23 protein-coding genes and 1 pseudogene are annotated in these 26,241 nt (G+C 42.4%); 8 read left to right on the forward strand and 16 right to left on the reverse strand.

What is annotated here, in order from left to right:
- Positions 1-42: 42 nt before the first annotated feature.
- The 5 genes from G337_RS0100330 to pfkA all read right to left on the reverse strand — a co-directional run bounded on the left by G337_RS0100330 (position 43) and on the right by pfkA (position 7,060).
- Complete coding sequence (locus G337_RS0100330; protein ID WP_028862100.1) at positions 43-2,265, reverse strand: GGDEF/EAL domain-containing response regulator; 2,223 nt, start codon at positions 2,263-2,265, stop codon at positions 43-45.
- Positions 2,258-4,288 (reverse strand): ATP-binding protein, encoded by a 2,031-nt coding sequence (locus G337_RS27465; protein ID WP_051302863.1) that lies wholly within the window; start codon positions 4,286-4,288, stop codon positions 2,258-2,260. The genes G337_RS0100330 and G337_RS27465 overlap by 8 nt, the downstream gene beginning before the upstream one ends.
- A 160-nt stretch (positions 4,289-4,448) precedes the next feature.
- Positions 4,449-5,177 carry a TIGR01621 family pseudouridine synthase gene (locus G337_RS0100340; RefSeq protein WP_051302864.1) on the reverse strand — a complete coding sequence of 243 codons (729 nt, stop codon included), beginning with the start codon at positions 5,175-5,177 and terminating at the stop codon, positions 4,449-4,451.
- Complete coding sequence (locus G337_RS0100345; protein WP_028862102.1) at positions 5,170-5,760, reverse strand: UPF0149 family protein; 591 nt, start codon at positions 5,758-5,760, stop codon at positions 5,170-5,172. Before G337_RS0100345 ends, G337_RS0100340 begins: the two co-directional genes overlap by 8 nt.
- A gap of 337 nt (positions 5,761-6,097) precedes the next feature.
- Positions 6,098-7,060, reverse strand: coding sequence for a 6-phosphofructokinase (gene pfkA, locus G337_RS0100350; RefSeq protein ID WP_028862103.1), 963 nt, complete (start codon positions 7,058-7,060; stop codon positions 6,098-6,100).
- Between the two features lie 421 nt (positions 7,061-7,481).
- Here pfkA and G337_RS29395 point away from each other — a divergent pair, with 421 nt between their 5' ends.
- Positions 7,482-7,607 carry a hypothetical protein gene (locus G337_RS29395; protein WP_281170194.1) on the forward strand — a complete coding sequence of 42 codons (126 nt, stop codon included), beginning with the start codon at positions 7,482-7,484 and terminating at the stop codon, positions 7,605-7,607.
- Between the two features lie 111 nt (positions 7,608-7,718).
- Here G337_RS29395 and G337_RS0100360 read toward each other — a convergent pair whose 3' ends face one another.
- From G337_RS0100360 to G337_RS0100405, 10 genes are all read right to left on the reverse strand, one after another.
- On the reverse strand, positions 7,719-9,281 hold the full coding sequence (locus G337_RS0100360) for a SulP family inorganic anion transporter (RefSeq protein WP_028862104.1): 1,563 nt from the start codon (positions 9,279-9,281) through the stop codon (positions 7,719-7,721).
- A gap of 153 nt (positions 9,282-9,434) precedes the next feature.
- Complete coding sequence (locus G337_RS27470; RefSeq protein WP_051302865.1) at positions 9,435-9,899, reverse strand: hypothetical protein; 465 nt, start codon at positions 9,897-9,899, stop codon at positions 9,435-9,437.
- Between the two features lie 140 nt (positions 9,900-10,039).
- Positions 10,040-11,740, reverse strand: coding sequence for a polyamine aminopropyltransferase (locus tag G337_RS0100370; protein WP_028862105.1), 1,701 nt, complete (start codon positions 11,738-11,740; stop codon positions 10,040-10,042).
- 125 nt (positions 11,741-11,865) lie between these two features.
- On the reverse strand, positions 11,866-12,765 hold the full coding sequence (locus tag G337_RS0100375) for a DUF350 domain-containing protein (protein ID WP_028862106.1): 900 nt from the start codon (positions 12,763-12,765) through the stop codon (positions 11,866-11,868).
- Between the two features lie 9 nt (positions 12,766-12,774).
- Complete coding sequence (locus G337_RS0100380; protein ID WP_028862107.1) at positions 12,775-13,713, reverse strand: hypothetical protein; 939 nt, start codon at positions 13,711-13,713, stop codon at positions 12,775-12,777.
- Between the two features lie 8 nt (positions 13,714-13,721).
- A complete protein-coding gene (gene kdsB / locus G337_RS0100385; protein ID WP_028862108.1) occupies positions 13,722-14,489 on the reverse strand; it encodes a 3-deoxy-manno-octulosonate cytidylyltransferase in 768 nt (255 codons plus the stop codon).
- 2 nt (positions 14,490-14,491) lie between these two features.
- Positions 14,492-14,674: a Trm112 family protein gene (locus G337_RS0100390; protein ID WP_028862109.1), complete on the reverse strand. Its 183-nt coding sequence runs from the start codon at positions 14,672-14,674 to the stop codon at positions 14,492-14,494.
- Positions 14,668-15,633, reverse strand: a complete 966-nt coding sequence (lpxK, locus tag G337_RS0100395) for a tetraacyldisaccharide 4'-kinase (RefSeq protein ID WP_028862110.1) — start codon at positions 15,631-15,633, stop codon at positions 14,668-14,670. The genes G337_RS0100390 and lpxK overlap by 7 nt, the downstream gene beginning before the upstream one ends.
- Positions 15,633-17,384, reverse strand: coding sequence for a lipid A ABC transporter ATP-binding protein/permease MsbA (gene msbA, locus G337_RS0100400; protein WP_028862111.1), 1,752 nt, complete (start codon positions 17,382-17,384; stop codon positions 15,633-15,635). The genes lpxK and msbA overlap by 1 nt, the downstream gene beginning before the upstream one ends.
- A 48-nt stretch (positions 17,385-17,432) precedes the next feature.
- Positions 17,433-19,838: a DNA internalization-related competence protein ComEC/Rec2 gene (locus G337_RS0100405; RefSeq protein ID WP_028862112.1), complete on the reverse strand. Its 2,406-nt coding sequence runs from the start codon at positions 19,836-19,838 to the stop codon at positions 17,433-17,435.
- Between the two features lie 30 nt (positions 19,839-19,868).
- Here G337_RS0100405 and G337_RS0100410 point away from each other — a divergent pair, with 30 nt between their 5' ends.
- Positions 19,869-20,378 carry a DUF2062 domain-containing protein gene (locus tag G337_RS0100410; RefSeq protein WP_028862113.1) on the forward strand — a complete coding sequence of 170 codons (510 nt, stop codon included), beginning with the start codon at positions 19,869-19,871 and terminating at the stop codon, positions 20,376-20,378.
- Between the two features lie 335 nt (positions 20,379-20,713).
- A complete protein-coding gene (locus tag G337_RS0100415; RefSeq protein WP_028862114.1) occupies positions 20,714-21,349 on the forward strand; it encodes a porin family protein in 636 nt (211 codons plus the stop codon).
- A gap of 66 nt (positions 21,350-21,415) precedes the next feature.
- On the opposite strand, the gene G337_RS0100420 is transcribed toward G337_RS0100415, so the two are convergent.
- The gene (locus G337_RS0100420; RefSeq protein ID WP_028862115.1) at positions 21,416-21,859 is read right to left on the reverse strand and encodes a DUF411 domain-containing protein; all 444 of its coding nucleotides are present in this window, start codon (positions 21,857-21,859) and stop codon (positions 21,416-21,418) included.
- A 683-nt stretch (positions 21,860-22,542) separates the two neighbouring features.
- On the opposite strand from G337_RS0100420, the gene G337_RS0100430 reads away from it, so the two are divergent.
- The 5 genes and pseudogenes from G337_RS0100430 to G337_RS27480 all read left to right on the forward strand — a co-directional run bounded on the left by G337_RS0100430 (position 22,543) and on the right by G337_RS27480 (position 26,143).
- Positions 22,543-23,406, forward strand: a complete 864-nt coding sequence (locus tag G337_RS0100430) for a DUF3014 domain-containing protein (RefSeq protein ID WP_084605251.1) — start codon at positions 22,543-22,545, stop codon at positions 23,404-23,406.
- Positions 23,407-23,657: 251 nt separating this feature from the next.
- Positions 23,658-24,119, forward strand: a complete 462-nt coding sequence (locus tag G337_RS27475) for a TetR/AcrR family transcriptional regulator (RefSeq protein WP_051302866.1) — start codon at positions 23,658-23,660, stop codon at positions 24,117-24,119.
- 102 nt (positions 24,120-24,221) lie between these two features.
- Positions 24,222-25,244 carry an NADP-dependent oxidoreductase gene (locus tag G337_RS0100440; RefSeq protein ID WP_028862118.1) on the forward strand — a complete coding sequence of 341 codons (1,023 nt, stop codon included), beginning with the start codon at positions 24,222-24,224 and terminating at the stop codon, positions 25,242-25,244.
- A gap of 77 nt (positions 25,245-25,321) precedes the next feature.
- A pseudogene (locus G337_RS28075) lies at positions 25,322-25,588 on the forward strand (transposase); the annotation flags it as partial.
- 96 nt (positions 25,589-25,684) lie between these two features.
- Entirely contained in the window at positions 25,685-26,143 is a 459-nt protein-coding gene (locus G337_RS27480) for a TetR/AcrR family transcriptional regulator (protein ID WP_028862119.1), read from the forward strand.
- Positions 26,144-26,241: the final 98 nt, after the last annotated feature.

The following is a 26,241-nucleotide window of genomic DNA, read 5'->3' on the forward strand; positions in this document are numbered from 1 at the left end:
AAATAGTATATTATCAGGTGCGTTTTAGATGCACCTGATAATTTACAAAGCCTTTTCTAATACTTGTTCAATGGTGATCGGTTTAAAGTAAAAAAATCCCTGCGCCACATCAGCATTTAACTCTAACAGCAGATCAACCTGCTCCTGGGTTTCTACCCCTTCAACAACGACCCGCATATCTAAGTCCTGACAGATTTTTAACATCGAAGACAGAACCGCAAGTGCTTTTGAATCTCTGGAGATATAACTGACAAAGGAACGGTCAATTTTGATCACATCTAAAGGCAGTTTAAGCAGATAAGAAAGAGAAGAATAACCAGCCCCGAAATCGTCCAGGCATAAGATAAAGCCTAGTTCTTTTAACTCTTTTAAATGCTGGATCGCCATATCACTGCGTACTAAGGCATTCTCAGTAATTTCTATCTCTACCCTGCTTAAATCAGTACCGGTTTCATTAATAATCACTTTCAGTTCGTCAATAAAATCACAATGGTGTAATGAATTAGCAGAAAAATTAACCGAGATAGGTTTTGTTATCTGCGGGTACTTTTCAATCATCTCAAGGGACTTGCGGAACACATACATATCGATATCAAAATATAAACCAGACTGTTCAGCAACGGGAATAAACGCATTAGGAGAAATAATACCTTTTATAGGATGGTCCCAGCGGATTAATGCTTCATAACCGACAACCTCTTTACTGGTCATCGACACCTTAGGCTGCAGCAGTAAAAACAGTTCATGTTTAGCCAGACCATTACGCAGATCCGCTAAAATATCTAAATGGGCACGTTTATCATCTTCCAGCTTAGGTTTAAAGAGCTGCCCTACTCCGCGCTGGTGCTCTTTGGCAACTTTTAAAGCAATCTCGGCATGACGCAGCAGCAGTTCCACATCAAATTTCTCCACAGCTAAATCACATTCAGCTTCCCCGACCGTTACACCGAGACGAAGTGAGTTTCCCTCCAGTAAAAAAGGTTTGGAACATTCTCTGGTTAAATCTCTAAAATCCCAGTCAGTATCGGGTAATAACAAAGCAAAAACATCCGAATGCAGGCGGCTGAGAATACCAGAGGATGCAAAGTCCCGGTTTAGCACAGAGGTCATCGCATTCAGTACTTTATTACCAAATTCAAAACCAAGGCTTTCAATAATTTCATGAAAATAATCAATATCGATAATAAACAGGGTAACTTTATTCTTACTGCGCCGGTAAATATCAGCTGCATTATCAATAAATCCAACGCGGTTATATAAGCCGGTTAACGCATCATAAAAAGCGGCATGGTTAAGATGAGTGAAAAACTTGGCATTTTCTAAACCAAGCGAAACATTTAAGCAGAATAGTTTTAATAATTCTTCATCAATATCATTTAAATTTAATGCTCCGTCCATTACCACCACGCCTTCCCAGCCGGAAGGGGTGGATAAATAGATACTGCATAACTTGTCACTATCAATATTTTTCTTTTCGTTTAATGCCTGTAAAGCCAGTCTGCTTGCCTCATTGTCAGTTATCTCCTGCAGATCTTTACCATAATACTGATTGTAAGAATTTGAGGCGGCAACCACATAATAGGAGTTAGTTTTAACTTTAGCATGATCAAAATCATGCGGCCCTTTTAAGGGACGCTGCGAAACACAGAACATCCCCTGTGCAGATAAATGAAACAGCGCATTAATCTGCTGCAGCACACCGCTGGCAAATTTATGAACAGAGCGCTCTTTCATCAGGCTGGCAGATGCCCCGATAACATTTTCTAAACCCGCTTTACTTTCATCTAATGCGACTAAATGACTGTATGAACGGATTGCAGTGGCAAGTGATGTGAACAGTTTATCCCGGGTTAATTCACTTTTTGTTTTATAATCATTAATTTCGTAACGATTAATAATTTCTTCTTCGGGTGAGTACCCAGGCTGTCCGGTTCTTAAAATAATCTGCAGGTTTTCATATTTTAATTCAGTGCGGATTCGATCCGCAAGCTGCAGACCTGCATCGGAACTTTCCATCACCACATCAAGCAGTACAGCTGCACAGTCAGGGTTATCCTGCAGAAGCTTAAAACCTTCCTCTCCAGAATATGCGCTGATGAAATTTAATTTCATGCCCTGCACTTTTGCACCGGACATCGCTAAACGGGTAACATCATGCACACCAACTTCATCATCAATAATGGCAATTTTCCACACCTTGCCTTCTTCATGCGAAGATGTCGGCGTATCCTCATCATCAATAATATTAATCAAAAAATCATTCATAAATGTCATCCTTTTTCGCTGGTGCTGTAAGAGGCAGCCTGATTTCAAATGTAGTCCCTATTTCACTTTCCACACGGATTTTTCCCCCCATAATATTATGGACAATATTATGGACAATATTTAATCCGAGTCCCGAGCCGCCTCTGCCTAATTTGGTCGTGTAAAACGGATCAAAAAGCTTACCGATAAACTCTTCTTTGACCCCTATACCGTTATCGGAAAACAGTATCTGCAGCTGCTCGGACACAACAGCAAAGCGGATATGAACCTCACCTGTATCACGTCCCTCAAAAGCATGGAGCATGGCGTTATTAAATAAATTAGTGATCACCTGCCCTAAAGGTCCGGGATAGCTGTTCATTTCAATATCATCAGGCCCCTCTACAAAAAACTGAATATGGGTGCGCTTAATACAGTGATGCAGTGTCGACATAATCTCATTCAGCGTTTCTAAGACATTAAAAACTCTTCGTTTAGAGCTGGTCTGATCCGTTGCAACCTGCTTGAAATTATTAATAAGATTAGAGGCCTGGCCAAGAGACAGCGCCAGGAGCTTAAATGACTCCTCGCTCTCTTTTTCAAAATGCTCTAATGAAGAACGCTTTAATTCACCCGATTTTACTTTATCAAGAAAACGCCGGTGATTTCTATTCAGTGTAGTGGACATAGTGACACTAATGCCTAACGGCGTATTTATCTCATGTGCAACACCGGCAACCAAAGCCCCTAAGGAAGCCATTTTTTCAGTTGCAATAAGCTGCGACTGCGTCTCTTTTAACTGCTCTAATGCATGCTCAGCGGTATTTTTTTCACTCAGCAGCGCATCTTTCATCTGCCTTTCACTATAACGCAGCGCATCAAGCTCACACAGTTCAGTCTGAAACTGTTTTAAACTGTCTAACACCTCGGTTAACTCATCATTGCGGCTGAACTCTTTCATCTTAAAGTCCCGCTCTCCTTTCCTTAACTTATCTATGGCAATGGTTATATGAGCGATTGGAAGAATAACGGTCCGCCCCAGATAGAAAAGAATCGATACGGTTAAGATGATAATAACTGCTGTTGACAGGCCTAAAACCCATGACAAATTCTTTGCTAACAGACCAAGATCATTCATAGAAGCGTTAACATTCTGCCTGGCATTGGAGGACAAGGCAGCCAGTATCTGCTCAGCTTGACTAAAACTCTGGTGTTCTAATTCATCAATAGCCTGCATCGCTTTAACTTTACTGCGGGCACTGTAAATATCAAAAACCAGCGCCCCGCGCGATTTAAGCTCATTAAATAAACGCTCTATTTCATTGAGACGAATTATTTCATCCGGATTTTGTTCAAGAGGTTTAATCAGCGACAGATAGGATTCAAACTGCAGGGCATCATTATAAAAGGCACGTTTTGCGTCTAACTGCCCAAGTATAAAACGATCCAGAGCCGCAAGCATATCTCCAGCCTGATCCACAAGCTCAAGATAATAACGTACAGCCGGCAGATCATCATTTACAATCTCAACAAAATTACTGCCGGAACCAGCATCAGAAATTTCTTCGTTTTTCATCTGCTCGAGAAGAGTTTCCAGTGGTTTACCGACATTCTCGATTAAATCATTAATCTGCTCAGCACTTTTTTTTTCCAGGCTGGGATCATAAACCAGAAAGACACCTTTCTCGGCAGCTTCTCTATGTGCCAGAATAATCCCAGTCACCTGCTCAATCGTCTTTTTCTGCGTACTGTCTTCGGGAATAAGCTCCTTAAAACGAAAAAGCTTATCAAAATTTCGATAGTACTCCTGGCGCTCTTCACGTTCACCGGTCACGTATTCAAGCAGGTTAGCATTCATTTTTCCCAGTTCACTAAGCATAGCAAGGGTATTTAATGCAGCCGGCATATCATAGTTAATAACTTTACTGCTCGACCTGTTAACCTGCTCTCCGACATAAATAACCACGACCGAAAATGACAGCATCACCAGTATGATAAGGCCGAGAATGACATTAATTCGAAATAAGATAGAGCGGCGCTTCATTAACCTTCCTTAGAGTTACAGCAGAAGGTAGAAAATTGAACCAGACTGCTGTTACAAAGATATCTCTAGGAAAGTGTAGTACGGATATGCCGTTTATGATGTTCAAAAAATTCATGAACTTATTGAGTTATAACCCAAAAATAAAAATTTTGAATAAAATCTAGATTTTCGGCCAGGGCAGGTTTTCTAACTTGCCGAAGTTATGAATTTTTGACAAAAACATCTCAGACAAAAACAATTTTCCCTGCTCCGGAGCGGCCTGAAACGAGTAGGTCTGCTTATTAAAACTGAAATCAAGCTGGTAGGCATGCAGGTAGCCGCGGTCATACAAAGGTTCCTGAGCAGCTTTCTCTGCATATAAAGGATCGCCGCACACGGGACTGCCGATACTTTTAAGCGCCACACGAATCTGATGAGTTTTACCGCTATGCGGTTTAACCACAAATAAACGTAAACCTTCTGAGCAGGCAAAACTAAAAAACTGCGTAACCGCAACATTGTTTTTTTTCTGGGTCAGCTTCCACATTGAACGCCGGGATTTCTCCATACCTCCTTTTATCAGACCCTGTTTCTTTTTCGGTTTTTTATCACTTAAAGCCAGATAATATTTGTGAATCCGGCGCTCAGCAAATAAAGCTGCCAGCTGCGCGGCTGTATGTGATGATTTAGCCAGCAGCAGTAACCCGGATGTCATTTTATCAAGCCGGTGTACACTATAAAGCTTACAGGAAAGTGCTTTTTCTGCAGCTACCACCACACCAAACTCGCCGTCTTCGCTGTGAAAGTTAATATCAGCCTGTTTATTGATAACAACAAAGTCGCTGTTTTCAAAAACCACAGAAAAATACTCGCTATAGGGGAGCGGATCTGCGCCTTCTACTTCAGGCATAAGCGATATCCTGAGTTGAAAAATGCCCTAATTTACTCAGCAGTGCCGGCAGTAAATCAACAATTTCCGGCATATCCGGGAGCTGTGAAAATAAAAACTGCATCTGTGTCTCATCACTGTCAGATGCCGCCAGTTTACTCAGCAGCAGCATACTGGTCTGCAGCAGCTGTTCAGCTTCACTGCCGGGCTGCAGATCCAGACTTTGCCATACAGCTTCAATGCTGTGAAAAGCCGATAGATAACCAGCAGCAAACAAACGGCCTTGAGCTGTGACCTGTAGTTCCTGATCCAGCCATTGTTCCGTCGGCAGAGGTAAAGGTAATAACTGCTGATAGCAGACTAAACACTGTTCATAAAACTGCAGTACAGCAGCGGCAAAATCAACCGCAGTTTGCTCATCACTAAATGACGGCGCACTATCCTCTGCCCATAAAAACGGCATCCACTGTTCAATTTCAACCTGCACAGGGGCGGCGGCAATCGAGGATATAAATCCAAGTATTTCATTACACCCGCGTGCATTTTTTTTGATTTCCGGAATTTCACAAACATTGATCAGCACTTGATATGCTTTATCGGTCATTTTAATAAGTTTCCTTTAGATAACAAAAAGCCTACCAGAAGGTAGGCTTTAAAGGTTTATACCCATTCGACTTCAAGATGCTAATTCAGAGACTAGCTCGAATACCAGGACAAGGCGCAACATGATGAGAATGGTATTTCCTTTTCAAGTGTTGCAACACAGTACTGGTTTTCGAGCTAGCCTCCCTCTGGGCAAGGCGAGAGCCAACCATCTTCAGCGTTATGAAGCATTGATTTAGAATGACTAAACCTTCTGCTTCATGCCTGGAATATGGCCACCTCTCGTCTTGCTGATTTTTGCATCTTGAGGTGGAATGGGTATATTACTCAGTCTGCTTTTAGAATAAAGCGTGAGATAAATCGTATAAGTCCTGACGGAACGGACGTTTCATCTCTTCTAAACATTCAATAATGTCGTGATGAACCATTGTGCCGTTCTGAATACCGATACAGCGGGCAATTTCTCCCTGCATAAGAAGTTCAACACCGTAAGCCCCCATACGGCTTGCTAAAATACGGTCAAACGCCATTGGCGCACCACCACGCTGAATATGGCCTAAAATAGTCGCACGCGTTTCACGGCCTGTTTTAGCTTCAATACGTTTAGCTAATTCATTTACATCTGTGATGTGCTCAGTAATAGCAATAATGGCATGCTTTTTACCTTTGTCTTCACCACGCTGAATCTGATCTACCAGTTCATCTTCATCAAACTCGGCTTCCGGTACAATAACGTACTCACTGCCGCCGGCAATTGCAGCCCAAAGGGTCAGGTCGCCACAGTAACGTCCCATAATCTCAACAATTGAAATACGGTTATGCGAAGAAGATGTATCACGTAAACGGTCAACAGCATCAACAATTGTATTTAAACAGGTCATGAAACCGATAGTGTAGTCTGTACCGGCAATATCATTATCAATTGTGCCGGGAATACCGATACAAGGGTAACCCATTTCACTAAGCTTTTTAGCCCCCATGTAGGAGCCGTCACCACCGATAACGATAAGCGCTTCAATACCGTGTTTTTCCAGGTTTTTAATTGCTTCTTTACGTACGCTTTCTTCCTTAAATTCAGGAAAACGCGCACTGCCTAAAAAAGTACCGCCACGGTTAATAATGTCAGACACAGAGTGACGCTCTAATTTTTCAATTTTATCAGCGTGAAGTCCTGCGTAACCGTCATAGATACCATAAACTTCAATATCATTCGCAATACAGCAGCGCACTACTGCGCGTACAGCAGAATTCATACCCGGCGCGTCGCCACCACTTGTTAAAACACCAATTTTTTTAATCACTTGCTACCTCGACCAATTATAGAAATTGACAATAGTTAATATACAAATTGTTATAAGCTGAAGACAGGCTCTATGGATGACCTGTCCAGCCTTTTAATTCTGCGGTAACTCTTTATTAAGTTATTTATTATTATTTAAGAAACTTAAGTTACCTAGTATAAAGCAGTTTACCCTGTTTTTAAGTGCATGTGGTTAAATGATCATAAAGATTCTATAAAATGCATAAATAATCATCTGTCACAGATATTTACAGCATAAATTGTGGTAAATCTACTAACAATAAAGGAATTATCTTACAGTAAATATTTTGTTTCTTTGTTCTTTCGCAAGTTCATCTGCAAAAAGTCTTTCGCCCTGTCATCTGATTGTCATAAACCAACTTTACAGTTACTGCATATACAAACAAAAGAGAGAGGTAAAAATGAAAAATAAAAAAAGAACACTGCGCAATAAACACATCTGGTATTCAGTATGGAACGCTAAAGCAGACGGCCCCAGTCCGAAATGTGATGCACTGTACCGCCCTACTAGAGTTTCCAGCAAATAAAAAACAGGTCCCGGACCTGTTTTTTATTAAGCGGCTGAATATATCCGATACATATCTGCGAACTGCAGTTAAATCAACATCCGGATAAACCTACAGTAATACTATCTTGATTTAACCTAAAGTATCCGATGCAACCTTGTAAGACGGATCTTCAATAATATTGACTTCAACCAGAACGCCGGCTTTGTGCAGCAGCTTGCGGCAGTCAGGGCTTAAATGACGGACATGCACTTTTTTACCTTCCTTAACATAACGGTCAGTTAATACACTGATCGCTTCGATTGCAGAATGATCCGCAACACGCGATGATGCAAAATCAACAACCACATGACGAGGGTCATTTTTCACATCAAACAGTTCCAGGAAGTTACTCACTGAACCGAAGAAAAGAGGACCGCTGATAGCATAAAATTTTTCTTTTTCATCTTCGCTTAATTCAGTCACAGCGTGAATATGACGGGCATGTTCCCAGGCAAACACTAATGCCGAGACAATCACACCGACAAATACAGCAACCGCCAAGTCAGTCAGTACTGTTACCACACTTACCAGCACAATAACAAAAGCGTCTTTTTTAGGCACTTTGCGCATCATTTTAAATGAAGCCCATTCAAATGTACCTAATACAACAATAAACATCACACCAACCAGTGCCGCCAGCGGTACGATTTCAATCAGGCCAGATGCAAACAGGATAAACGCCAGTAATGCTAAAGCGGCAGTAATACCTGATAAACGGCCTCGGCCGCCGGAGTTAATATTAATCATAGACTGACCGATCATGGCACAACCGCCCATACCACCGAATACGCCGTTAACCATATTTGAAGCGCCCTGAGCAATACATTCTTTATTTGCACGGCCGCGTGTACCGGTCATTTCATCTACGACCGTCAATGTTAATAAAGATTCAATCAGGCCAACCGCCGCAAGAATCAGTGAGTAAGGTAAAATAACCTGCAGCGTTTCTAATGAAAACGGTACGGCAGGAATAGCAAAAGTAGGCAGTGAACCTGCGATAGTCGCATTCTCATCACCGGACATAGTACGCAGGAAGTCAACAACGGTACGTGTGTCTAATGCAGGCACAAAATAAACCAGCAGAGTAACAACCACAATCGCGGCCAGTGTTGACGGTACTGCAGTAGTTAGTTTCGGCAGAAAATGAATAATTGCCATAGTCAGCAGGACTAATCCCAGCATGATATATAACGCAGAGCCCTGCAGCCATTCAAACTCACCAGCCGCATTTTTAACTTTGAACTGTCCAAGCTGCGCTAAGAAAATAACGATCGCCAGACCGTTAACAAAACCGATCATTACCGAATGCGGCACCATGCGGATAAATTTACCAAGGTGGAACACGCCGCATAAAACCTGAATCAGACCAGCCAGTAATACTGCGGCAAACAGATACTGCACGCCGTGCTCAGAAACTAAAGAGACCATGACCACAGCCATCGCACCAGTTGCGCCTGAAATCATACCTGGACGGCCGCCGAAAACAGCGGTAACTAACCCCACCATAAAGGCTGCGTATAAACCAATCATGGGCTCAACACCGGCAACAAATGCAAATGCAACCGCCTCTGGTACCAATGCCAGTGCCACGGTTAAACCCGATAACACATCATTTTTGACACTGCTCTTACTGAACTGGGGAAATTCAAACACGTCTTATAATTCCTTAATTAGCGCTAATAGCAGACGCATGCGAAAAATATTTTCCTAATGCGGCTGTTACAATAAAGTTGGGCGCAAATTATAGACAGTTTTGAGATCAAGTTCAAAAAAACATTTACTCTTTCCTGATACAGCTCAATAAAACTACTCTTCTTCAGCTGACTGCATTGTCTGTTGATAAACCTGCATATTCTGCGCCTGCTGGTGCATGGCCTGCTGCTGTAAAACAGTTTCTCGAGCATCTTCATTATTAGATAAATAATAAGCGGTCGGGGCAGACATACTGCCGCCGCTGCCGGTGACCATATTCGCCATATCGGAATGAACTTGATACTGCAGCAGCGCTTTTTTAAACTGCGCGTACTGCTGCAGTTTATCACCGGTCAGCGGGTTTTCCGGCAGCCCGGGCAGAGCTGCGGCTGGAATCTGATTATCTGTACTGCTGACTGAGAGATTATCAGTCTGAGCAAGCTGCAGCGCTTGTGCTGAAATACTGACCTGCACGCCGGGTTCAGCTGCGCTGCCGGAATTTGTTTTTTGTGTTTCAGCGGCGGGTGCTGAAGGTGCAGTCACCATTGACTGGATCTGTTGATAACCGTTGATCTGCATAAAATGGACAGCCTTAACTTAAGTAGAATCTGCATCCTGCACAGTTTGTTTTTCGCCCAGTAACTGAGCAAAAAACCATCTAAATCCATTTACAGGAGCGAATATACTTAAATCAGAGAAATAATCAACAACAGTTCATATTAAGGCGAAAGCTCCGTTTCTCTTTCCCAGGCTTTCTGATGGTATTGGTAAAGCTGGTTTGATCCCAGATAGTTAGCTTTCACTTTATCTGCATCGGCATAAAAACCTTTGTTAAAAACAAATGCACTTTGTAATAAAGGCGGAGTTAACCAGGATGTTTCCACGCTTAATTCTGGAATTTTTTGTAAACGCTTACTAGCACTTGAGCCCCCTTTAACTGCAATACTCCAGCCCCACTCACCAAAGGAGGGAACATTCTGATGATACTGTTCAACCTGGGTAAATTTAGCCTGCTGCATTGTTTTGGCTACAGATATAAAAGCATTCTGAGCATGGAACGGTGATGTTGACTGCACCACCATCACGCCGTCTCCGTTTAACAGATGATTCAGGCGGTAATAAAAATTAACACTGTATAATTTGTTTAAATCCGGATGACTCGGGTCCGGCAGATCAACAATAACAGCATCAAAAACCTGCTTGTTCTGCAGTAATTTATCGATAGCAATAAAGGCGTCATCATTAATCACATTAACACGCGGATCATTAAAGCTGTTATTGGTTAAGCGTTCAATTTTATCGGCTAAATAATCCGGCAGCTGTTTTTTCGGCTCCTTAAACAAAGCGACTAAATTCGGATCCAGATCCACTAAGGTCACAGACTTAGGCTGCCATTTCAGTACTTCGCGCAGCGCCAGTCCGTCGCCCCCGCCGATAATCAAAATATTGTCCTGTCGGCCTGACGCCTGCATTGCCGGATGTACTAAAAACTCATGGTAAATCTGTTCATCTAAACTGGAAAACTGCAGCCGCCCGTTAATATAAAAGTTATAAATAGGCTCCATTTCACCGCCTAAATGACGCTGCGTGAATACCAGATTCTGATAAGGGGTCTGTGTCTGATAAACCACCTTGTCCAGATAGAGCATGTTCTGCATCTGTTTCTGCCAGAAATCACCATACTGGAAAACTAACACAACCAGCACTGCTAACACTGCATGGCCTAATAATAAAATTTTAATATGTTTTAAATACTTTCTAAAACGAATCAAAAATATAAAACCGGCAATAAGATTAAGCGTTGCCGTCAGCGCGGCCGCCTGGCTTATCTCAATGCGCAGCATTATTAATACCCAGATGGCGGCACCGATTCCCGCACCGATATAATCAGCACCATAAATGGTACCGGCATTATTGGCTAAATGCTGTCCGTAAACGGCTTCTCTAATACGCGCAATCAACGGGATTTCCATACCGATAAAAAAACCTAATATAAAGGCAAACAAGTACGGCAGCTGTGTACTCAGCCAGTTAAGCTGCGCAAGAAATCCGCCCTGCGGCAAAGCATCCATAGGTATTTGATAAGTTTCTGCAATTAACTGCGGTAAAGTCTGATTAAAAGCGATAACCGAGGCAATAAACAGCGTCGAGCTGCAGCCGATAAAAGCCACTACCAACTCTAAAATAACAAAGCCCTGAAACTCATGTTTTATTTTTTTGGCTGCAAATGCACCTAAGCCCATGGAAACAATCATAATGCCGATAATTGCATAAATAACAGTTTCAACACTGCCTAGAATTCGTGCAGAGTAATGAGAGAGCAGGTACTCATAAATCATGCCGCAGCAGGCAAGTGTCGCCATAATCAATATCAGCAGACTGTCGTCAATCAGCAGTTTAAGTTTTTTCGGATCACGCATTACTTTTCTCTATCCACAGCATAAAAAAAGGCCATCAAATGATGACCTGTTAAATTTGTTCTTTAAAATATAATATCCAGCGGCTTTACTCCGATATAAAGATCGGAGCAAATCCCCTGTGCAGTTTATGTCATTAACGCCATCAGCAGTAACGCGATTGAAAATGATGTGGTTAACTCAATTGTTGCAATACCGATATTCTGCTGGTCTTCAACCTCTTCTCTACGGTTAATTCCCCATAACACAATAAATTTCGCCACCGTGGTTAACAGGGTTAATGCAGTCATTAAGATCAGACTCATTACCGCCCACTGAGTAATGCCTACCCATAAATTCTGCACATCATAACTGATAAAGTAACTAGCAGCCGTCACCGACATTGCAGTAGAAATCAGGTAACCGGAGTAACGAATAGCTAAGGCTGTCTGTCCGCCTTCTAGTGTAGTCTGAAAACTAACACCGTTATTACGACTGTACTGCCACTCAAATACACGGGTAATAATCACCAGCATAATCTGCGACACAATCCAGGCGGAAGCCAGTGCAATAAAGGTACTGATATCGAGTCCTTCAACCCAGATCAAAGCGGCACGGACCACAATTGCCGTTGCAATAACCGAAGCTGCATCAACAATACCCACAGAGATATTTCTCTGTAAAATCTGCTCATGTTTATTACATTCCGGCAGCGCAAATTTATCATGAATAAAACGTCCGGCTTTAATCATAATTAAACCGGCAAGGCCGTAGGTAAGCATTCCGACTAACTCTATCGTGTATGAGCCGGCTAACTCACCGGTAATTGCCCCGCTTAATGCAATGCCCATAGCAGCCACACCACCAGCAAGACTGATACCATAAGCAAAGTTATCTTTTTGAGACAGTTCGTCTTTAGTATCAACATTACCAATAAAACCCATGGTATAACGAATGCCGCCTAATAAAAGAATTGCCACCGCCATATCGATCAGCAGATACCCGACCAGACCACTGTTATGTCCTAACGTTGTTATTAATTCATTCATATTTAAACCTTATTTTCCTCGGCTTATACCGCGTGAAGTTGTCGATTTACTATTCCGGAAACTGCTTGATGATTTTGTTTTTGAAAAACTTGATTTACCAGAAAAAGGCGCGGCTTTTTGAGCCTGACGACTAGAAGTCGACATACGGCTTGCACCTGTTTTTGATTTTGCATAGGGACTTTTAAAGCCGCCTTTACCGGCAAACTGTTTCTTGGTTTTTGCCGCTAGATTATCCTGTGTTTTTGCCTGCTGCGGCGAGGTATAACGATTACGTCCGTAATCATTGTAATAACTGTAGTCTCGGCGTGACGACCAGCGGTCATAATAAACAGGCCGAGGCGACAATGCTGAGAACATCGCATACATGCCGTACCACTGCCAGAATGATGCGCCGTTACTGTGAGTCTGCCACTGCCCGTATCCCGGATTACCAACTAACTGACTGCCGGCACCATTGTCTTCGGCACCGTTAGCCGTAAGACTCTGCTGTTTACTGATTGCATTAACACGCGCCAGTTTGCCGTCGGACATATCAGCAATAACATTAATCGGATCTGAAAGAGCATCATTAAACAGAGCCGGATCAGTAGCTTCAATTAAATTTTCCGTTTCATACAGCTGCGCTTCAATATCACCTAATATCTGAGGCTGCTCTTTAACTGTTTTTAAACGCTGCTGCAGCCCCTGAAACATCGGGCCGTCTCTGCCGGCATCACGGCTTAACTGCCCGAGCAGGGATTTAAGCTCCGGTTTATCTTCACTAAGCAGTTTGGCATACTCACGTAATATCATGGCATTACGTATAGAGTTAGCATCCAGATTAGCGCCTAAATTCTGCAGCAGATAATCCGCCGTTTGAACATTAGCATCGATGCGGTCCTGCCGTTCATCACTACAGGCGGCCAGCATAAAACTCAGGCAAAAAATAAGTAATACTTTAATTTTCATTACTCTTCCTAATTCGATAAATGGTCAATCACGCGCAGCAGATCTTCCTGCGTATCTATACCTGCAGGCGGTACTTCACAGGCCTGCTGTACATGGATTTTATAACCGTGCCATAACACGCGTAATTGCTCAAGCTTTTCAATTGATTCTAATGGAGAAATGGACAGCTGCGCATATTGTGCAAGAAAATCAACCCGATATGCGTAAATACCTATGTGACGCTGCAGGCAGCATGGAACAACTGACTGCTGCACCTGATTTTCAGCGGTAAAACTGTCGCGATCCCATGGAATCGTTGCCCGGCTGAAGTATAACGCCATATCATTTTTGTCGGTAACAACTTTCACAGCATTGGCATTAAAAACATCTGCACAGTCAGTAACCGGCGCACTTAATGTTGCCACACTGGCACTGTCATTATTATGCAGATTAGCCGCCACCTGGCTGATTACCGCCGGCGGAATTAAAGGCTCATCTCCCTGTACATTGACAATTATTTCGTTCTTAGAAAACTGATATTTACGGCAGACTTCCGCTAAACGGTCAGTCCCGGATTCATGATCCGGCGAAGTCATACACACTTCAATATTCTGCACATTCGTTAAAACGTCACTAATGCGCTGATCATCCGTTGCTACAATCACCCGCGAGGCACCGCTTTTTAACGCCTGCTCAGCAACCCGCTCAATCATAGTTTTACCGAGAATATCCAGCAGAGGTTTTGCCGGTAAACGGGTCGAGTGATAACGCGCCGGAATAACAACAATAAAAGACATAGTTAGATTTCCTCGTCAGCCGTAATAGTACGTGCTCTAACCTGCAGTAGCGCCGGAATACCGTCAACAACCGGATAAGCAAGATGATCCGGTTTACAAATAAGCTCGTTGGTTTCTTTTTTATAACCGAGTTTTCCTTTGCATACTGGACAAGCGATAATATCTAACAATTTTACGTCTAACATTTTCTTTCCTTAATCTTACTTAATAACTGATCTTTAAAAGCTGACGGCAGCTCTGCGGTTATCGGCAGATACCACCAGTCAGGCTGAGCAAAAGCACTGCATTTAACCGCATCTTTTTCTGTCATCAGCAGCGGCAGCTCCGTGCCGAACTGTTTAAAATCATCACTGCTGAAAGCGTGATGATCAGCAAAAGAGACACTGTTATTAATCACAAACTGCTGCTGCCTTAATGTATTAAAAAAGCGCTCCGGATAACCGATAGCTGCACAGGCATTCACTCTGCTGCCGGAGTCTAACTGACCCGATTGACCATCAACACGCAGACAACTGTCCGGCTGCAGCTGCATAGTTATCTCACCAGCAGCCTGTTCACCATTATTAATCACAAAATCAACACTGTCTAAGCGGGATAATGTCTCTCTTAACGGTCCCATAGGGATTAAATGATTATTGCCGTAACGGCGGACACCATCAACAATAACAATTTCAATATCACGCTGCAGCGCATAATGCTGCAGGCCGTCGTCGGTAATAATAATATCAACAGCGCAGTGCTCAGCTAAGTAGGCGGCTGCATCGGCGCGAACCGGATCCACCACAACGGGAATACCGATACGTTTGTAAATTAACAGCGGCTCATCCCCGGCCTCTTTACCGCTGACATTATCATCCACCAGAAGCGGATATGAGCTGCTTTTACCGCCATACCCCCGGCTGATCACACCAGGTTTGTAACCCTGTTCAATTAAAAACTCACATAACCAGATAACAAAAGGCGTTTTACCATTGCCGCCGACAGAAATATTACCCACCACAATCACCGGCAGCTCACTGCGGAAGCTCTTAAACACGCCAGCTTTAAACAATAGACGGCGCACACTGCTTATGCATAAAAACAGCAGTGAAAACGGATATAAAAACCAGCACCACCAGGTTAAGGGACGATACCAAAAGAGCATTACAACTCTCCAGAAGCTTGTAGTTTATTTAAGCTGTGATAAATCGCTTTTTTAGCCAGCAGTTCGTTATGCGTGCCGCGCTCAACAACCCTGCCTTCATCAATAACCAGGATTTGATCGGCATGCTCAATCGTTGAAAGGCGGTGTGCAATCACCAGTGAAGTACGGTTTTTCTGCAGTTCATCAAGGGCGGCCTGAATATGACGCTCTGACTCTGTATCAAGCGCTGACGTCGCCTCATCTAGAATTAAAATCGGCGCATCACGCAGCAGAGCCCGGGCAATAGCAAGACGCTGGCGCTGTCCGCCGGACAGCATAGTACCGTTTTCACCGATAACCGTATCTAAACCATCGGGAAAACGCTTAATAAATTCCATGGCATGTGCCGTTTCTGCTGCCTTTATAATATCTTTGCGTGAATATTTATCTTCACTTGCATAAGCTATGTTATTGGCAATGGTATCGTTAAACAGGTGCACATTCTGCGAAACAACCGCAACCTGACTGCGCAGAGAAGCCAGTGTGTAGTCTTCAATATTCACACCGTCCATGGTTATTTCACCGCTGTCGATATCATAAAAACGCGTTAATAAATTAGCTATGGTTGATTTACCGCTGCCCGAGCGCCCTACTAATGCAAAGGTTTGTCCGGCCTCAACTTTAAAGCTGACTTTATTTAATGCCGCTTTTTCAGCTTCAGGGTAAGTAAAGACGATATCTTTTAACTCAATATCACCTTGTGCACGGCTGACGGTTTTTGTACCTTCATCTTTAGCCGCAGTCATATCTAAAATACTGAATAAACTGCTGCTGGCGGCAACACCGCGCTGGATCTCTGCATTAACCTGGGTCACCGCTTTTAAAGGTTTCATTAACATCATCATATAAGTAACGATAACCGTAAATTTACCCGGTGTCAGGGTGTCCATAATTTCCGGAAAAGTCGCCAGGTAAAGAACAAATGCCAGAGCAAATGAAGCAATGGTCTGAATAACCGGCACGCTGATTGCGTTAGCACTGGTCATCTTCATATTCTGCGAGCGGACCGTATTACTGACATGCTCGAATCTCTCTTTTTCAACCTGCTGGCCGCCGAACATTAACACTTCTTTATGGCCTTTGAGCATCTGCTCAGAAGAGGTTGTCACCAGTCCCATTGCATCCTGTATACCTTTACCTATTTTACGGAAACGTCTGCTGACAATACTGATAGCCACAGCAACAATAGGCCCGATAACAAAAAATACCAGTGACAGCTGCCAGCTGAGGTAAAACATCATAGCGATAAAACCGATCGCTGTTGCGCCCTCGCGGAAGATTTTCACCAGCGCGTTACTGGCTGCGTTTGATACCTGGCTGGCATCATAGGTGATTTTTGAAAGCAGATCGCCGGTATTGGTTTTATCAAAAAAGCTGATAGGCAGCACCATTAACTGATTAAACAGCTGACGCTGCAGCTTCATTACAATATGATTACCTACCCAGGCCATACAATAGGAACTTAAAAAGGCGGCAACCCCGCGGGCGGCAACAATTAAAACCACAAATATCGGCATAAAGGTTAAAATACTCGGATCTTCCCCGGTTAAACCTTTATCAATTAACGGCTGGATTGAAAATACAAAAGCAGTATCAACAGCCGCATAACCTACCATGCCGAGAATGGCGCCAAATAAACCTAATTTAAATTCTTTTACATAACCGACTAAACGTTTAAAAACCGGCCAGCTGCTTTCTTCAGTGTTTTCCATGGATATACCAAATAATTTAATAATTAAGCGCTTTAATATTACAGCGGCTTAGTATGTTGAGAGAGACAAAGATTGATGATACCAATAAGATGCAAGATCTTCTCTATATGTTTGCATGTTAATGTACTGTTTTTCTATATTAAAACGAATAAAACCACTTAAACCGCTGTTTACTGACATCACTCCCTGTTTTTTATAGCGCAGTTTTACCTCCTGCGCAGGAAATCCCCAGTGATTCATAAAACCAACACTATAAATAACCCGCTGAGGGTCGACTGCTTTGATAAAGGCTTCACTGGAGGAGTACTTACTGCCGTGGTGCGGCGCCAGTAACAGATCACTTTTCAAACGGTCGCCGTATTCCCGGACTAATAACAACTCTTGTTTCTTTTCAATATCACCGGTTAACAGAAGCGAATTAAACCCGTCCGTAATGCGTAATACACAGGAGTTATTATTATTCTTTTTCGTTATTAAAAACGGCGATAATACCTCTATCGACAGACTGCCTAACTGCCGTTTTTGTCCAGCCTGGCAGAGACGGCTGTTCCTCGGCAGCGGTTCATTTTCAGACAAGGGCTCACCCAGCAGGATATGCTTAGGCTTAAACTCACGATTAATAACAGAAAAACCGCCTGCATGATCAATATCACTGTGGCTTATTATCAGGTAATCTAAATTTTTTACACCTGATAACTTTAAATAGGGATAAATTTCACTCACAGCTGTTGTGAAACCGGAAGGATAACGAGGTCCGCTGTCGTACAACAAGCTCTGCCCTGCACTTCTGAGCAGCACGGCTAATCCCTGCCCGACATCAAAAACTTCAACAAACCATTTTGACTGGCTGTCCCGCTCTGAGCGCAGCTCATAGAGCAGAACAAAACTCAGCATTAACACCACACAAACAAAGCCGATGCGGCGCTGCACAGGGCCGTGAAAATAAACAACCGATAAAACAATACTCAGCAGAACAAACAGGATAATCACATTTGACTGCGCCAGGGAAAAAACCTGGTATGCTGATGCCCCCTGCCTGAGAAACAGAAAGAAAAGAGTAATCAGCTGATCTGCACAATAAAATAGGAGCAGTGCTGCAGGCTCCGAGAACAGAGAAAGCAGCGCCCCTAATAAAGTCAGCGGAATAATCAGCAGAGAAAAAAGCGGTACGGCAATAAGGTTAATCAGCGGCGCTAAGACGCTGAAAGCGGAAAAACTCAATAACTGTATCGGTATCATCAGCAGAGTTAAACCGAGCTGAATAATACACAGCAGCTTCAGGTAAGCGCCCATATTATAAAACAGCTTATGCGTATTGCTTTTAACCTGGCTCTTTTCAGCTTTCGGAAAGCGCCATAAAACCGCAACTATCAGGCAGACCGCAGAAAAAGAGAGCCACAGACTTAAGCTTAATACTGCTAACGGGTCCCATAATAAAATAATAAACAGAGTCATTGCTATTAAATCAAAAAATGCACACTTACGCTTCATAGACAGAACCAGCACAGCAAACAGCAGCATTAAAAATGCACGCTGCGTCGGCAGTGAAAATCCAGCCAGATAAGCGTAAAACAGTGCGGCGGCTAGTGCCCCTGCATTCACTAAGCGCCAGCTTGCCCACCCCAGACAGGACCTGGGTACAGCGGCATTAACTAAAAAGTGCAGGAGCAGATAAACAAATGAAAATAAAAGGCCGATATGCAGGCCGGAGATAGCAAATAGATGAGATATTCCAAGTTTTGTGATTAACTCTTTCTGCTCAATAGTGATTAATGACTTATCCGCAAAAGAGAGCGCTAACAATATCCCCTGTTGAGGAAGTGCTTCGCTAACCTGTTTTACTTTCTGATAAAAATAGCCGCGGGAGGATAGATCAGATGATATTTCCTGCAGGTGTTCTTTAATAGTAACCTGATAAGCAGTATGTTCAGAAAAAGACCATTTCTGACGGTCAAAACCGCCCGGATTAGCACGCCCGTAAACAGGTTTAAAAGAGGCTCTAAAGCTGTGTATCTGCCCGGCATGAACCTGCAGTGTCGGTTTATACCAGCGCATTTCTAACAGCGGCGAATAATTTAAGTGATTTCCATCAAGTTCAATTAAGTTAGCCCTGAAATAGCCCTGGTTTTGAGGGCTTATTAATGAACTGACTTGTACAACTATGTTATGGTCTTGCCCGTCGACTGTCTCTTGTAGTGAAAATGAGTTAGATAGCGGCAAATTAATATCATTTACAGGATAAGGCAGGCTTCCAGTTAAAGTTAAATTTGCATAGAATGTGAAATATACGGCAGATAATGGAATAACCGCTAAAATACGAATACTGCGGATGGTTAATAACAGTACAAAAACAACCAGACAAACAATAATGTCCTGATAATTCAGAAGCTGCGGCCAGAATAAGCTTGAAACAAAAACAGCAATCGATAACCACAAAACGGTACGCATTGTCATTCAAACTCACTAAAATAAAATTTTAATTATATGCCAAAAAAATTCATTCAGCGTTTTTCTCCAAAACCAGAAACACTAAAAGCACACCCTCATCTTAAGCATTTCGGCGAAGCTTTACATAACCCCAATTTATGGCATTTAAACCGCCGCAGCGCAGCAGGTGCCGTCGCAATCGGATTATTCTGCGCGTGGATGCCGATCCCGTTTCAGATGATCTTAGCAGCCGTTCTCGCGATGTTTTTTTCTGTCAATCTGCCTTTATCTGTCGCTTTAGTGTGGATTTCCAACCCGATTACTATGCCTCCGCTGTTCTATGCGGCTTATCGTTTAGGCGCATTTTTATTAGGGGAGCCGTTAGTTGAGTTTCATTTTCACCTGTCTTTCGAGTGGCTTGGTCAGATGCTTGAAACCATTGCACCGGCGTTATTATTAGGCTGCTCTATTCTCGGCTTATCATCGGCACTGCTGGGATACTTACTGTTTCGCGCTTTCTGGCGTTTCAGTGTTGCCAGAAAATGGCTCGGCCGTAATAAAAAATAAAATATTCGATGCGGCTGAGCCCTATGCTCAGCCGCATCAAATTTACTTAAAAGTATGATCCAGCTCTGCTATCTTCTCAGAAAAAACCTCCCGTAATTTCCTCCTGGTACTTTGGTGCTACAATTTTTTACTCGATGACTAATAGTTTTCATTACTTTTTTTATCGTTCAGCAGCTTCACAGTGCAAAACCTGGACTAGTATCTATAAACATATTTTCAAAATACCAACGGCAAGAAAAATAAAACAAACATCAAGTTGTTAACTAAGTCGCTAACTTTTTATATCTAAAGTGTCATAATAAATTTAAGTTTTAATTAACTGAGCGGACAAAAATATGGATGAAATGATTCGCATTGTTAGAAAATCTCTTACTTTAATTGTCTTACTGAGTTTTACTTTGTGCAGTTCAGCAGATCCCATTGATGACTATATTGCTGTCAGCCTCTACCTTGGCGGGCGGATCAGTTCTGATCTCACGGATAATCAAACAGGTGAACCTGCTAAAGTCAGTGACGATTTTGCACAGACATTAGCATTCACCTGGCGGCACAGCAGAAATAAAGAGGGTGAACTGCTGTTTTCTAATGCCAGCCAGAATATACAAGTGCCGGGTGAAAATAATAGTTCAGCCGAGCTCAATACCACTTATCTGCATTTTGGCGGCCGGGCTTTATTTACTCAACCTGACAGTCCCTTTTCAAGCAGTGTCGGTTTAGGAATCGGCGCAGCATTCCTTATTCCAGATGAAAGCAAATATGATAATGAAATTGCCCTTTCCGGTAATATCAGCGGCGGTATTCGTTATCAGTTAAATGATAAATGGGCGCTGCGCAGTGATCTGCGTATATACGGCACGGTGCTCAATTCAAACAACTCACTTTTTTGCGGCGAGGGGCAGTGCCTGGTCAAACTAGAAGGCGAAGTCTACGTACAGACAGATTTAATGGCAGGTGTTGAATATAAGTTTTAACTTTTCGACAAAGCGATAGAAATAAAAACAGCGCTCAAGGCGCTGTTTTATTATCTATCAATCTATTTATTTTTCAGGGTAATTATACTGATTATAAACCATTTTTTTACCCTCTTTAGTAAAAGCGACTACCTGATAAGGATCATTGTTTCCCGGTACATCCATACCCGGTGATGATGCCGGCATACCAGGCACGGCTAAACCTGCAATCGCCGGTTTCTCTTTTAACATACGCTTAATATCAGCTGGCGGCACATGCCCTTCTAACACATATCCACCAACTTCAGCGGTATGGCAGGACATCAGCTCCGGAGTAATACCGTGCTTCTGGCGAATTTCATTATTATTTGCCTGTTCAATCACGGTAATGTTAAAACCCGCCTCTTCAAGCTGCTCTGCCCATGCTGTACAGCATCCGCAGTATGGGGATTTATACATAGTCATATCAGCGGCAGCTGCACTGCCGGCAAATAGAGAAAGTGTAATCAAAAGTGTTTTTAGTTTATTCATTTTATTATCCATTTTTAAATTAAGTTATTTGTTTATTTATTCGCTTAGTATTAGACAAATAACTAATCGGAGGCCTAAATGGAGGTGAAAGATACTTTGTAAGCAGCATGTTTTCTGAATCAAAATATGCGCAGCGCCTGCCGGCAGGCATATAACTGAAGCTGTTTAACGCTTCAAATGCAAAAGATAAAACAGCGGCAGTTGAACAGCACTGACTGACACCATTATCTGCAGCCGCATTACACAAACAGCTTTCTGACTGCATGACACGGACAGCAGAAGTTATTTCAGCCTGCACTGGAAACGTACTGATAAAAAGTATTTTTAGTATTAATAAAACTGTAAAAATTCGTTTCATAGCTGCGTATTCATGATTTAGGAAACATTATAATAAGCTATACCCTTAGGGTAAGGTCAAAGATGAACGACATTTTTTTACTGAATTTCCAGCTTCCAGCGCTCAACACCGGAACCAAAATACAGTTCAGCAGTCACAACAGGATATACCTCTCAACAGTAAGAAAAACATAGGTTTTATATTATTTTGAGATTACCTTAGTCGCTTCTATCCACTATGATTTCACAATATAATAAATTTAAGGTTCAAATAAGTACACTGCTTTAAAGTTTGAAATCAGCATGTTGAGAAAAATATAGCGTTTTATAAATTCAGAGGAAATACGATGCCGCCACTAACGAACTATCCGGGAACATCCAGAACGAATCCAATGAAGATTTCTATTATTACTGCGGCTGTCTTTGTCGCAGTTACAGCCGGTGTTTATTTTTATATTCCCGCTCAAGAACTCATGGTCGAAGAACCGCCGCAGGTTGTTGAGCCGCCGGCTGTTGTTGTACAGGTGGAACCTCAGCCAGCACCTCCTGCTGTAGACGAGCAGCCGCAGATAACAGGTAAGGCCCCGCAGGAAACACAAGCGCCTGACAAGCTTCCCTCATTAAATAACTCGGACAGCATAGTTTTAACGTCAGCTCAGCAGCTGTCGCCCCTGCCTGAATACGCTCCGAAATTAGCCGAGCAGGACATTATTAGAAACTTTGTGGTTTTTATTGATAACTTCTCCAGTGGAGATCTTTTATCAAGGTTCAGTCCATTAACAAAACCAAGTGAGAATTTCAGCGTAGTGAAACGGGATAATGAAATATATCTTAACGAACAAAGCTACCGCCGCTACGATATCTATGTCGATATAATAAATTCAATGGACGTCGACTATGCGATGGCACAATACCGGCGCTTAAAACCTTTGTTTAATGAAGCTTATCAGGAAATCGGCTATCCAGAAAACAGTTTTGACAGCACTCTTTATAACGCAATAGACAACGTACTTAACGCCCCGGTTATCAGAGAGCCTATTAAGTTAATTGCACCGTCAGCTATGTATAAATTTGCAGATCCTGAATTAGAGGCTCTCTCGTCAGCTGATAAACTGATGATTAGAATGGGCCCTAGCAATATACTTAAATTAAGATCCAAACTGCAGCAGATCCAGATAGCTTTAGATACTCTGCACAGCGAGCAGCTGTAAAGTAAATGTTTTATGCTTACAAGGCTTCTGCAGACGGGTTTAACCCGCCGCTACAGGTATTGCGTTTTGTCCTTTAGACAAAATTTCTCTATTACAGGCTTCGTAGAAGGGTAAAAATTTAACAAGGTTAGGCATATAATCATCAATTTGGGTGATCTTATGCCTAATTTATCTTTTAATAGATGTAAAACCTAGATCATCTATTTATTGCTCTATATCTTACCCACCTTTTAAACTGGTAAAAAAATCTAATGCCGTCAGAAACATTTGAACGCTTAAATCAGCAAAAGAAGAATCGGATCCTTTCAGCAGCACAGAAAGAGTTTTCTAAAAGTGTTTATGAGAAAGCCAAAGTCGTCAATATCTGTAAAGAAGCTGGTATCCCAAGAGTGACATTTTACAGTTACTTCAGTTCTCTGGATGATATTTATAGATACCTCTACACAACGCTGTCACATTTCTACATTGAAGGCTCTGCTGCCGACTGTCGTGCCGGAGAATATGACTTGGTGTGGGAAGAGTATTATATGAAACTGATTGAATCGGATAAGGGCCAGCGCATACTGTACAGCAGTATGCAGTCAGCCGCACTTGAGGAACGTATGCTCCACAACATAAGCATGTCATTAGCCCATCAGGTTAAATTGAAGCTCTTATCAAGATCAGATTTTATTGCAGAGCTCTCCCGTATGCGCACCAAGCTTTTTGAATGAAAATATACACTCTTTAAAATCTGTATATTGAGATGCCTTCTTTTCTCACTTATTTTAATAGAAATTAAAATTGAATGATTTATAAATATCAAGAGGTTAAAGATGAGAAAGACAAATTTGATGAAAGCATCAGTAATTCCTGGATACGGAGATGCAGATAGCTTTGAATTGATACAACTACCCGTACCAGATGTTAAAGCCGGAGAAGTGCTGATCCGTGTTGCCTATGCAGGAATAAATCCTGCGGACTGGAAGTATAGAGAAGGCCTGTTAGCTCAGCATGTCAATATACAATTCCCCGGTGTTTTAGGAAACGATGTCTCTGGCGTTGTTGTTGAAGTTGGGGAAGGTGTTACCCGGTTTACACCTGGCGACAAAGTTTTCGCTTTCACCAACATCAGTAAAGGAGGATTGGGAGCTTATGCTGAGTATACTGCCGTTGATGAAGACCGAATAGCTCTAGTACCTGAAGAGGTAAGCCTGAAGTCTGCGGCTGTTATTCCTACAGCTGCTCTCACTAGCTGGCAGAATTTGTTACGCAAGGATAGAGGTAATCTGCAAGCCGGACAAAAGGTGTTGATCAATGGAGGCTCTGGCGGATTAGGTAGTTATGCGGTTCAATTTGCCAAGTGGGCAGGGGCTGAGGTGGCCGCTACTTGTGGTTCGAGTAATCAGGATTATGTTCAATCGCTTGGTGCCGACCTTGTTATTGATTATCGAAAGCAGAATATTAGCGGCGAATTAGCAAAATGGGCTCTGGAAGGTGTTGATATTATTTTAGATACAGTAGGTACTAAGTCACTCCCCGATGCCCTTAGCATGATCAAGAAAGGAGGCAGGCTGGTCAGCATTCCCACCATGGATGCCGATATGGATGATGATGTCGCCGGAGATATTGCAGAGGCGGCCAGTCTGGGTATTAGCAAGATCTTTGACTTCTGCACGCTTGAAACTTGCGGTAAGGATTTCAGCCTGATTATCAGCCTGTTGGCTGAGGGGAAAATCACTGATCCGATGATAGAAACATTCTCTATTGACGAGGTTTGTGATGCACATAAAAAGCAGGAAGAAGGTCATGTACAGGGAAAATTGGTATTAGAGATTGCCGGGGAAACCATCACCTGAATTACTCGACGTCTTAATAAGGTAGTGTTCAAAAATCTGTGTCATTTCAGTAAAATAGACTAAAACTGGAATGACACATGACTGATGAATTTAATTTTGAACAAGCTTTAAAAGATCTTCAATATGGTAAATCTTAAACTGGCAAAGACGCTATTTAAAGCCCATTAATAAAGCAGTTAACAGAAGCGGCCCTTAACGCCGAACTAGAGCTGCACCTCGATAATGACAACCTTCCTAATCGTAAGAATGGTAAAATGAGTAAAACTATTAAGCATGCTTCCGGCAGCTTTGACCTTGATACGCCGAGAGACCGTCATGGCAGTTTTGAGCCTCAATTAATTAAAACAGCCGTCGGGATCAGGCCTTTAGTTTTGAATTTATAGAAAAGTAGATAAAAGATCTGGCCCTCAAAATGCATCTTTAAAAAAAGGAAAGAATAAATGGCTTCTGAAACATTTGAACGATTACCAGAAGATAAAAAAGCTCGAATTCTTTCCGCTGCCCGGAAAGAGTTTTCAGAGAGAATCTATGAAGAGGCAAAAGTGGTAAACATCTGTAAGAATGCGGATATTCCACGAATGACGTTTTACAGTTACTTTACCTCACTTGCTGACATCTATGAATACCTCTATATGGCCTTATCTCAAAATTACCTCAGCGGTTCAATTACAAACTGTCAGGTGGAATCCTATGATATTGAGTGGGAAGAGTATTATATGAAACTGATTGATTCTGATCAGGGACAACGAATCCTCTACAAATCAATGCAGGCTGTACCGCTTAAAGAGCGAATGTTACATCATATTATGCTTTCATTAACCCGACAGTATAAGCTGAAACTGCTTTCGAGAAAAAAGTATATCGAAGAGTTTGCAGCTATGCGCAGCGCCCTTTTTTAGACTGATGATAAACAGTTTTGAAAAGCTGTTTATTGATACCAACATCCCTAACAAGCTATCTTAATAGAGAACAAAATTGAGTTATTTATTAAGAGGCA

It is taken from the genome of Psychromonas aquimarina ATCC BAA-1526, from assembly GCF_000428725.1.
Lineage (GTDB): Bacteria > Pseudomonadota > Gammaproteobacteria > Enterobacterales > Psychromonadaceae > Psychromonas > Psychromonas aquimarina.

Excerpts from the sequence above, each read along its gene's own strand:
- G337_RS0100330 (WP_028862100.1), bottom strand. The coding sequence starts at position 2,265 with ATGAATGATTTTTTGATTAATATTATTGATGATGAGGATACGCCGACA.
- G337_RS27465 (WP_051302863.1), bottom strand. The coding sequence starts at position 4,288 with ATGAAGCGCCGCTCTATCTTATTTCGAATTAATGTCATTCTCGGCCTT.
- G337_RS0100340 (WP_051302864.1), bottom strand. The coding sequence starts at position 5,177 with ATGCCTGAAGTAGAAGGCGCAGATCCGCTCCCCTATAGCGAGTATTTT.
- G337_RS0100345 (WP_028862102.1), bottom strand. The coding sequence starts at position 5,760 with ATGACCGATAAAGCATATCAAGTGCTGATCAATGTTTGTGAAATTCCG.
- G337_RS29395 (WP_281170194.1), top strand. The coding sequence starts at position 7,482 with ATGAAAAATAAAAAAAGAACACTGCGCAATAAACACATCTGGTATTCA.
- G337_RS27470 (WP_051302865.1), bottom strand. The coding sequence starts at position 9,899 with ATGCAGATCAACGGTTATCAACAGATCCAGTCAATGGTGACTGCACCT.
- G337_RS0100370 (WP_028862105.1), bottom strand. The coding sequence starts at position 11,740 with ATGCGTGATCCGAAAAAACTTAAACTGCTGATTGACGACAGTCTGCTG.
- G337_RS0100375 (WP_028862106.1), bottom strand. The coding sequence starts at position 12,765 with ATGAATGAATTAATAACAACGTTAGGACATAACAGTGGTCTGGTCGGG.
- G337_RS0100380 (WP_028862107.1), bottom strand. The coding sequence starts at position 13,713 with ATGAAAATTAAAGTATTACTTATTTTTTGCCTGAGTTTTATGCTGGCC.
- kdsB (WP_028862108.1), bottom strand. The coding sequence starts at position 14,489 with ATGTCTTTTATTGTTGTTATTCCGGCGCGTTATCACTCGACCCGTTTA.
- G337_RS0100390 (WP_028862109.1), bottom strand. The coding sequence starts at position 14,674 with ATGTTAGACGTAAAATTGTTAGATATTATCGCTTGTCCAGTATGCAAA.
- lpxK (WP_028862110.1), bottom strand. The coding sequence starts at position 15,633 with ATGCTCTTTTGGTATCGTCCCTTAACCTGGTGGTGCTGGTTTTTATAT.
- msbA (WP_028862111.1), bottom strand. The coding sequence starts at position 17,384 with ATGGAAAACACTGAAGAAAGCAGCTGGCCGGTTTTTAAACGTTTAGTC.
- G337_RS0100405 (WP_028862112.1), bottom strand. The coding sequence starts at position 19,838 with ATGACAATGCGTACCGTTTTGTGGTTATCGATTGCTGTTTTTGTTTCA.
- G337_RS0100410 (WP_028862113.1), top strand. The coding sequence starts at position 19,869 with ATGCCAAAAAAATTCATTCAGCGTTTTTCTCCAAAACCAGAAACACTA.
- G337_RS0100415 (WP_028862114.1), top strand. The coding sequence starts at position 20,714 with ATGGATGAAATGATTCGCATTGTTAGAAAATCTCTTACTTTAATTGTC.
- G337_RS0100420 (WP_028862115.1), bottom strand. The coding sequence starts at position 21,859 with ATGAATAAACTAAAAACACTTTTGATTACACTTTCTCTATTTGCCGGC.
- G337_RS0100430 (WP_084605251.1), top strand. The coding sequence starts at position 22,543 with ATGCCGCCACTAACGAACTATCCGGGAACATCCAGAACGAATCCAATG.
- G337_RS27475 (WP_051302866.1), top strand. The coding sequence starts at position 23,658 with ATGCCGTCAGAAACATTTGAACGCTTAAATCAGCAAAAGAAGAATCGG.
- G337_RS0100440 (WP_028862118.1), top strand. The coding sequence starts at position 24,222 with ATGAGAAAGACAAATTTGATGAAAGCATCAGTAATTCCTGGATACGGA.
- G337_RS27480 (WP_028862119.1), top strand. The coding sequence starts at position 25,685 with ATGGCTTCTGAAACATTTGAACGATTACCAGAAGATAAAAAAGCTCGA.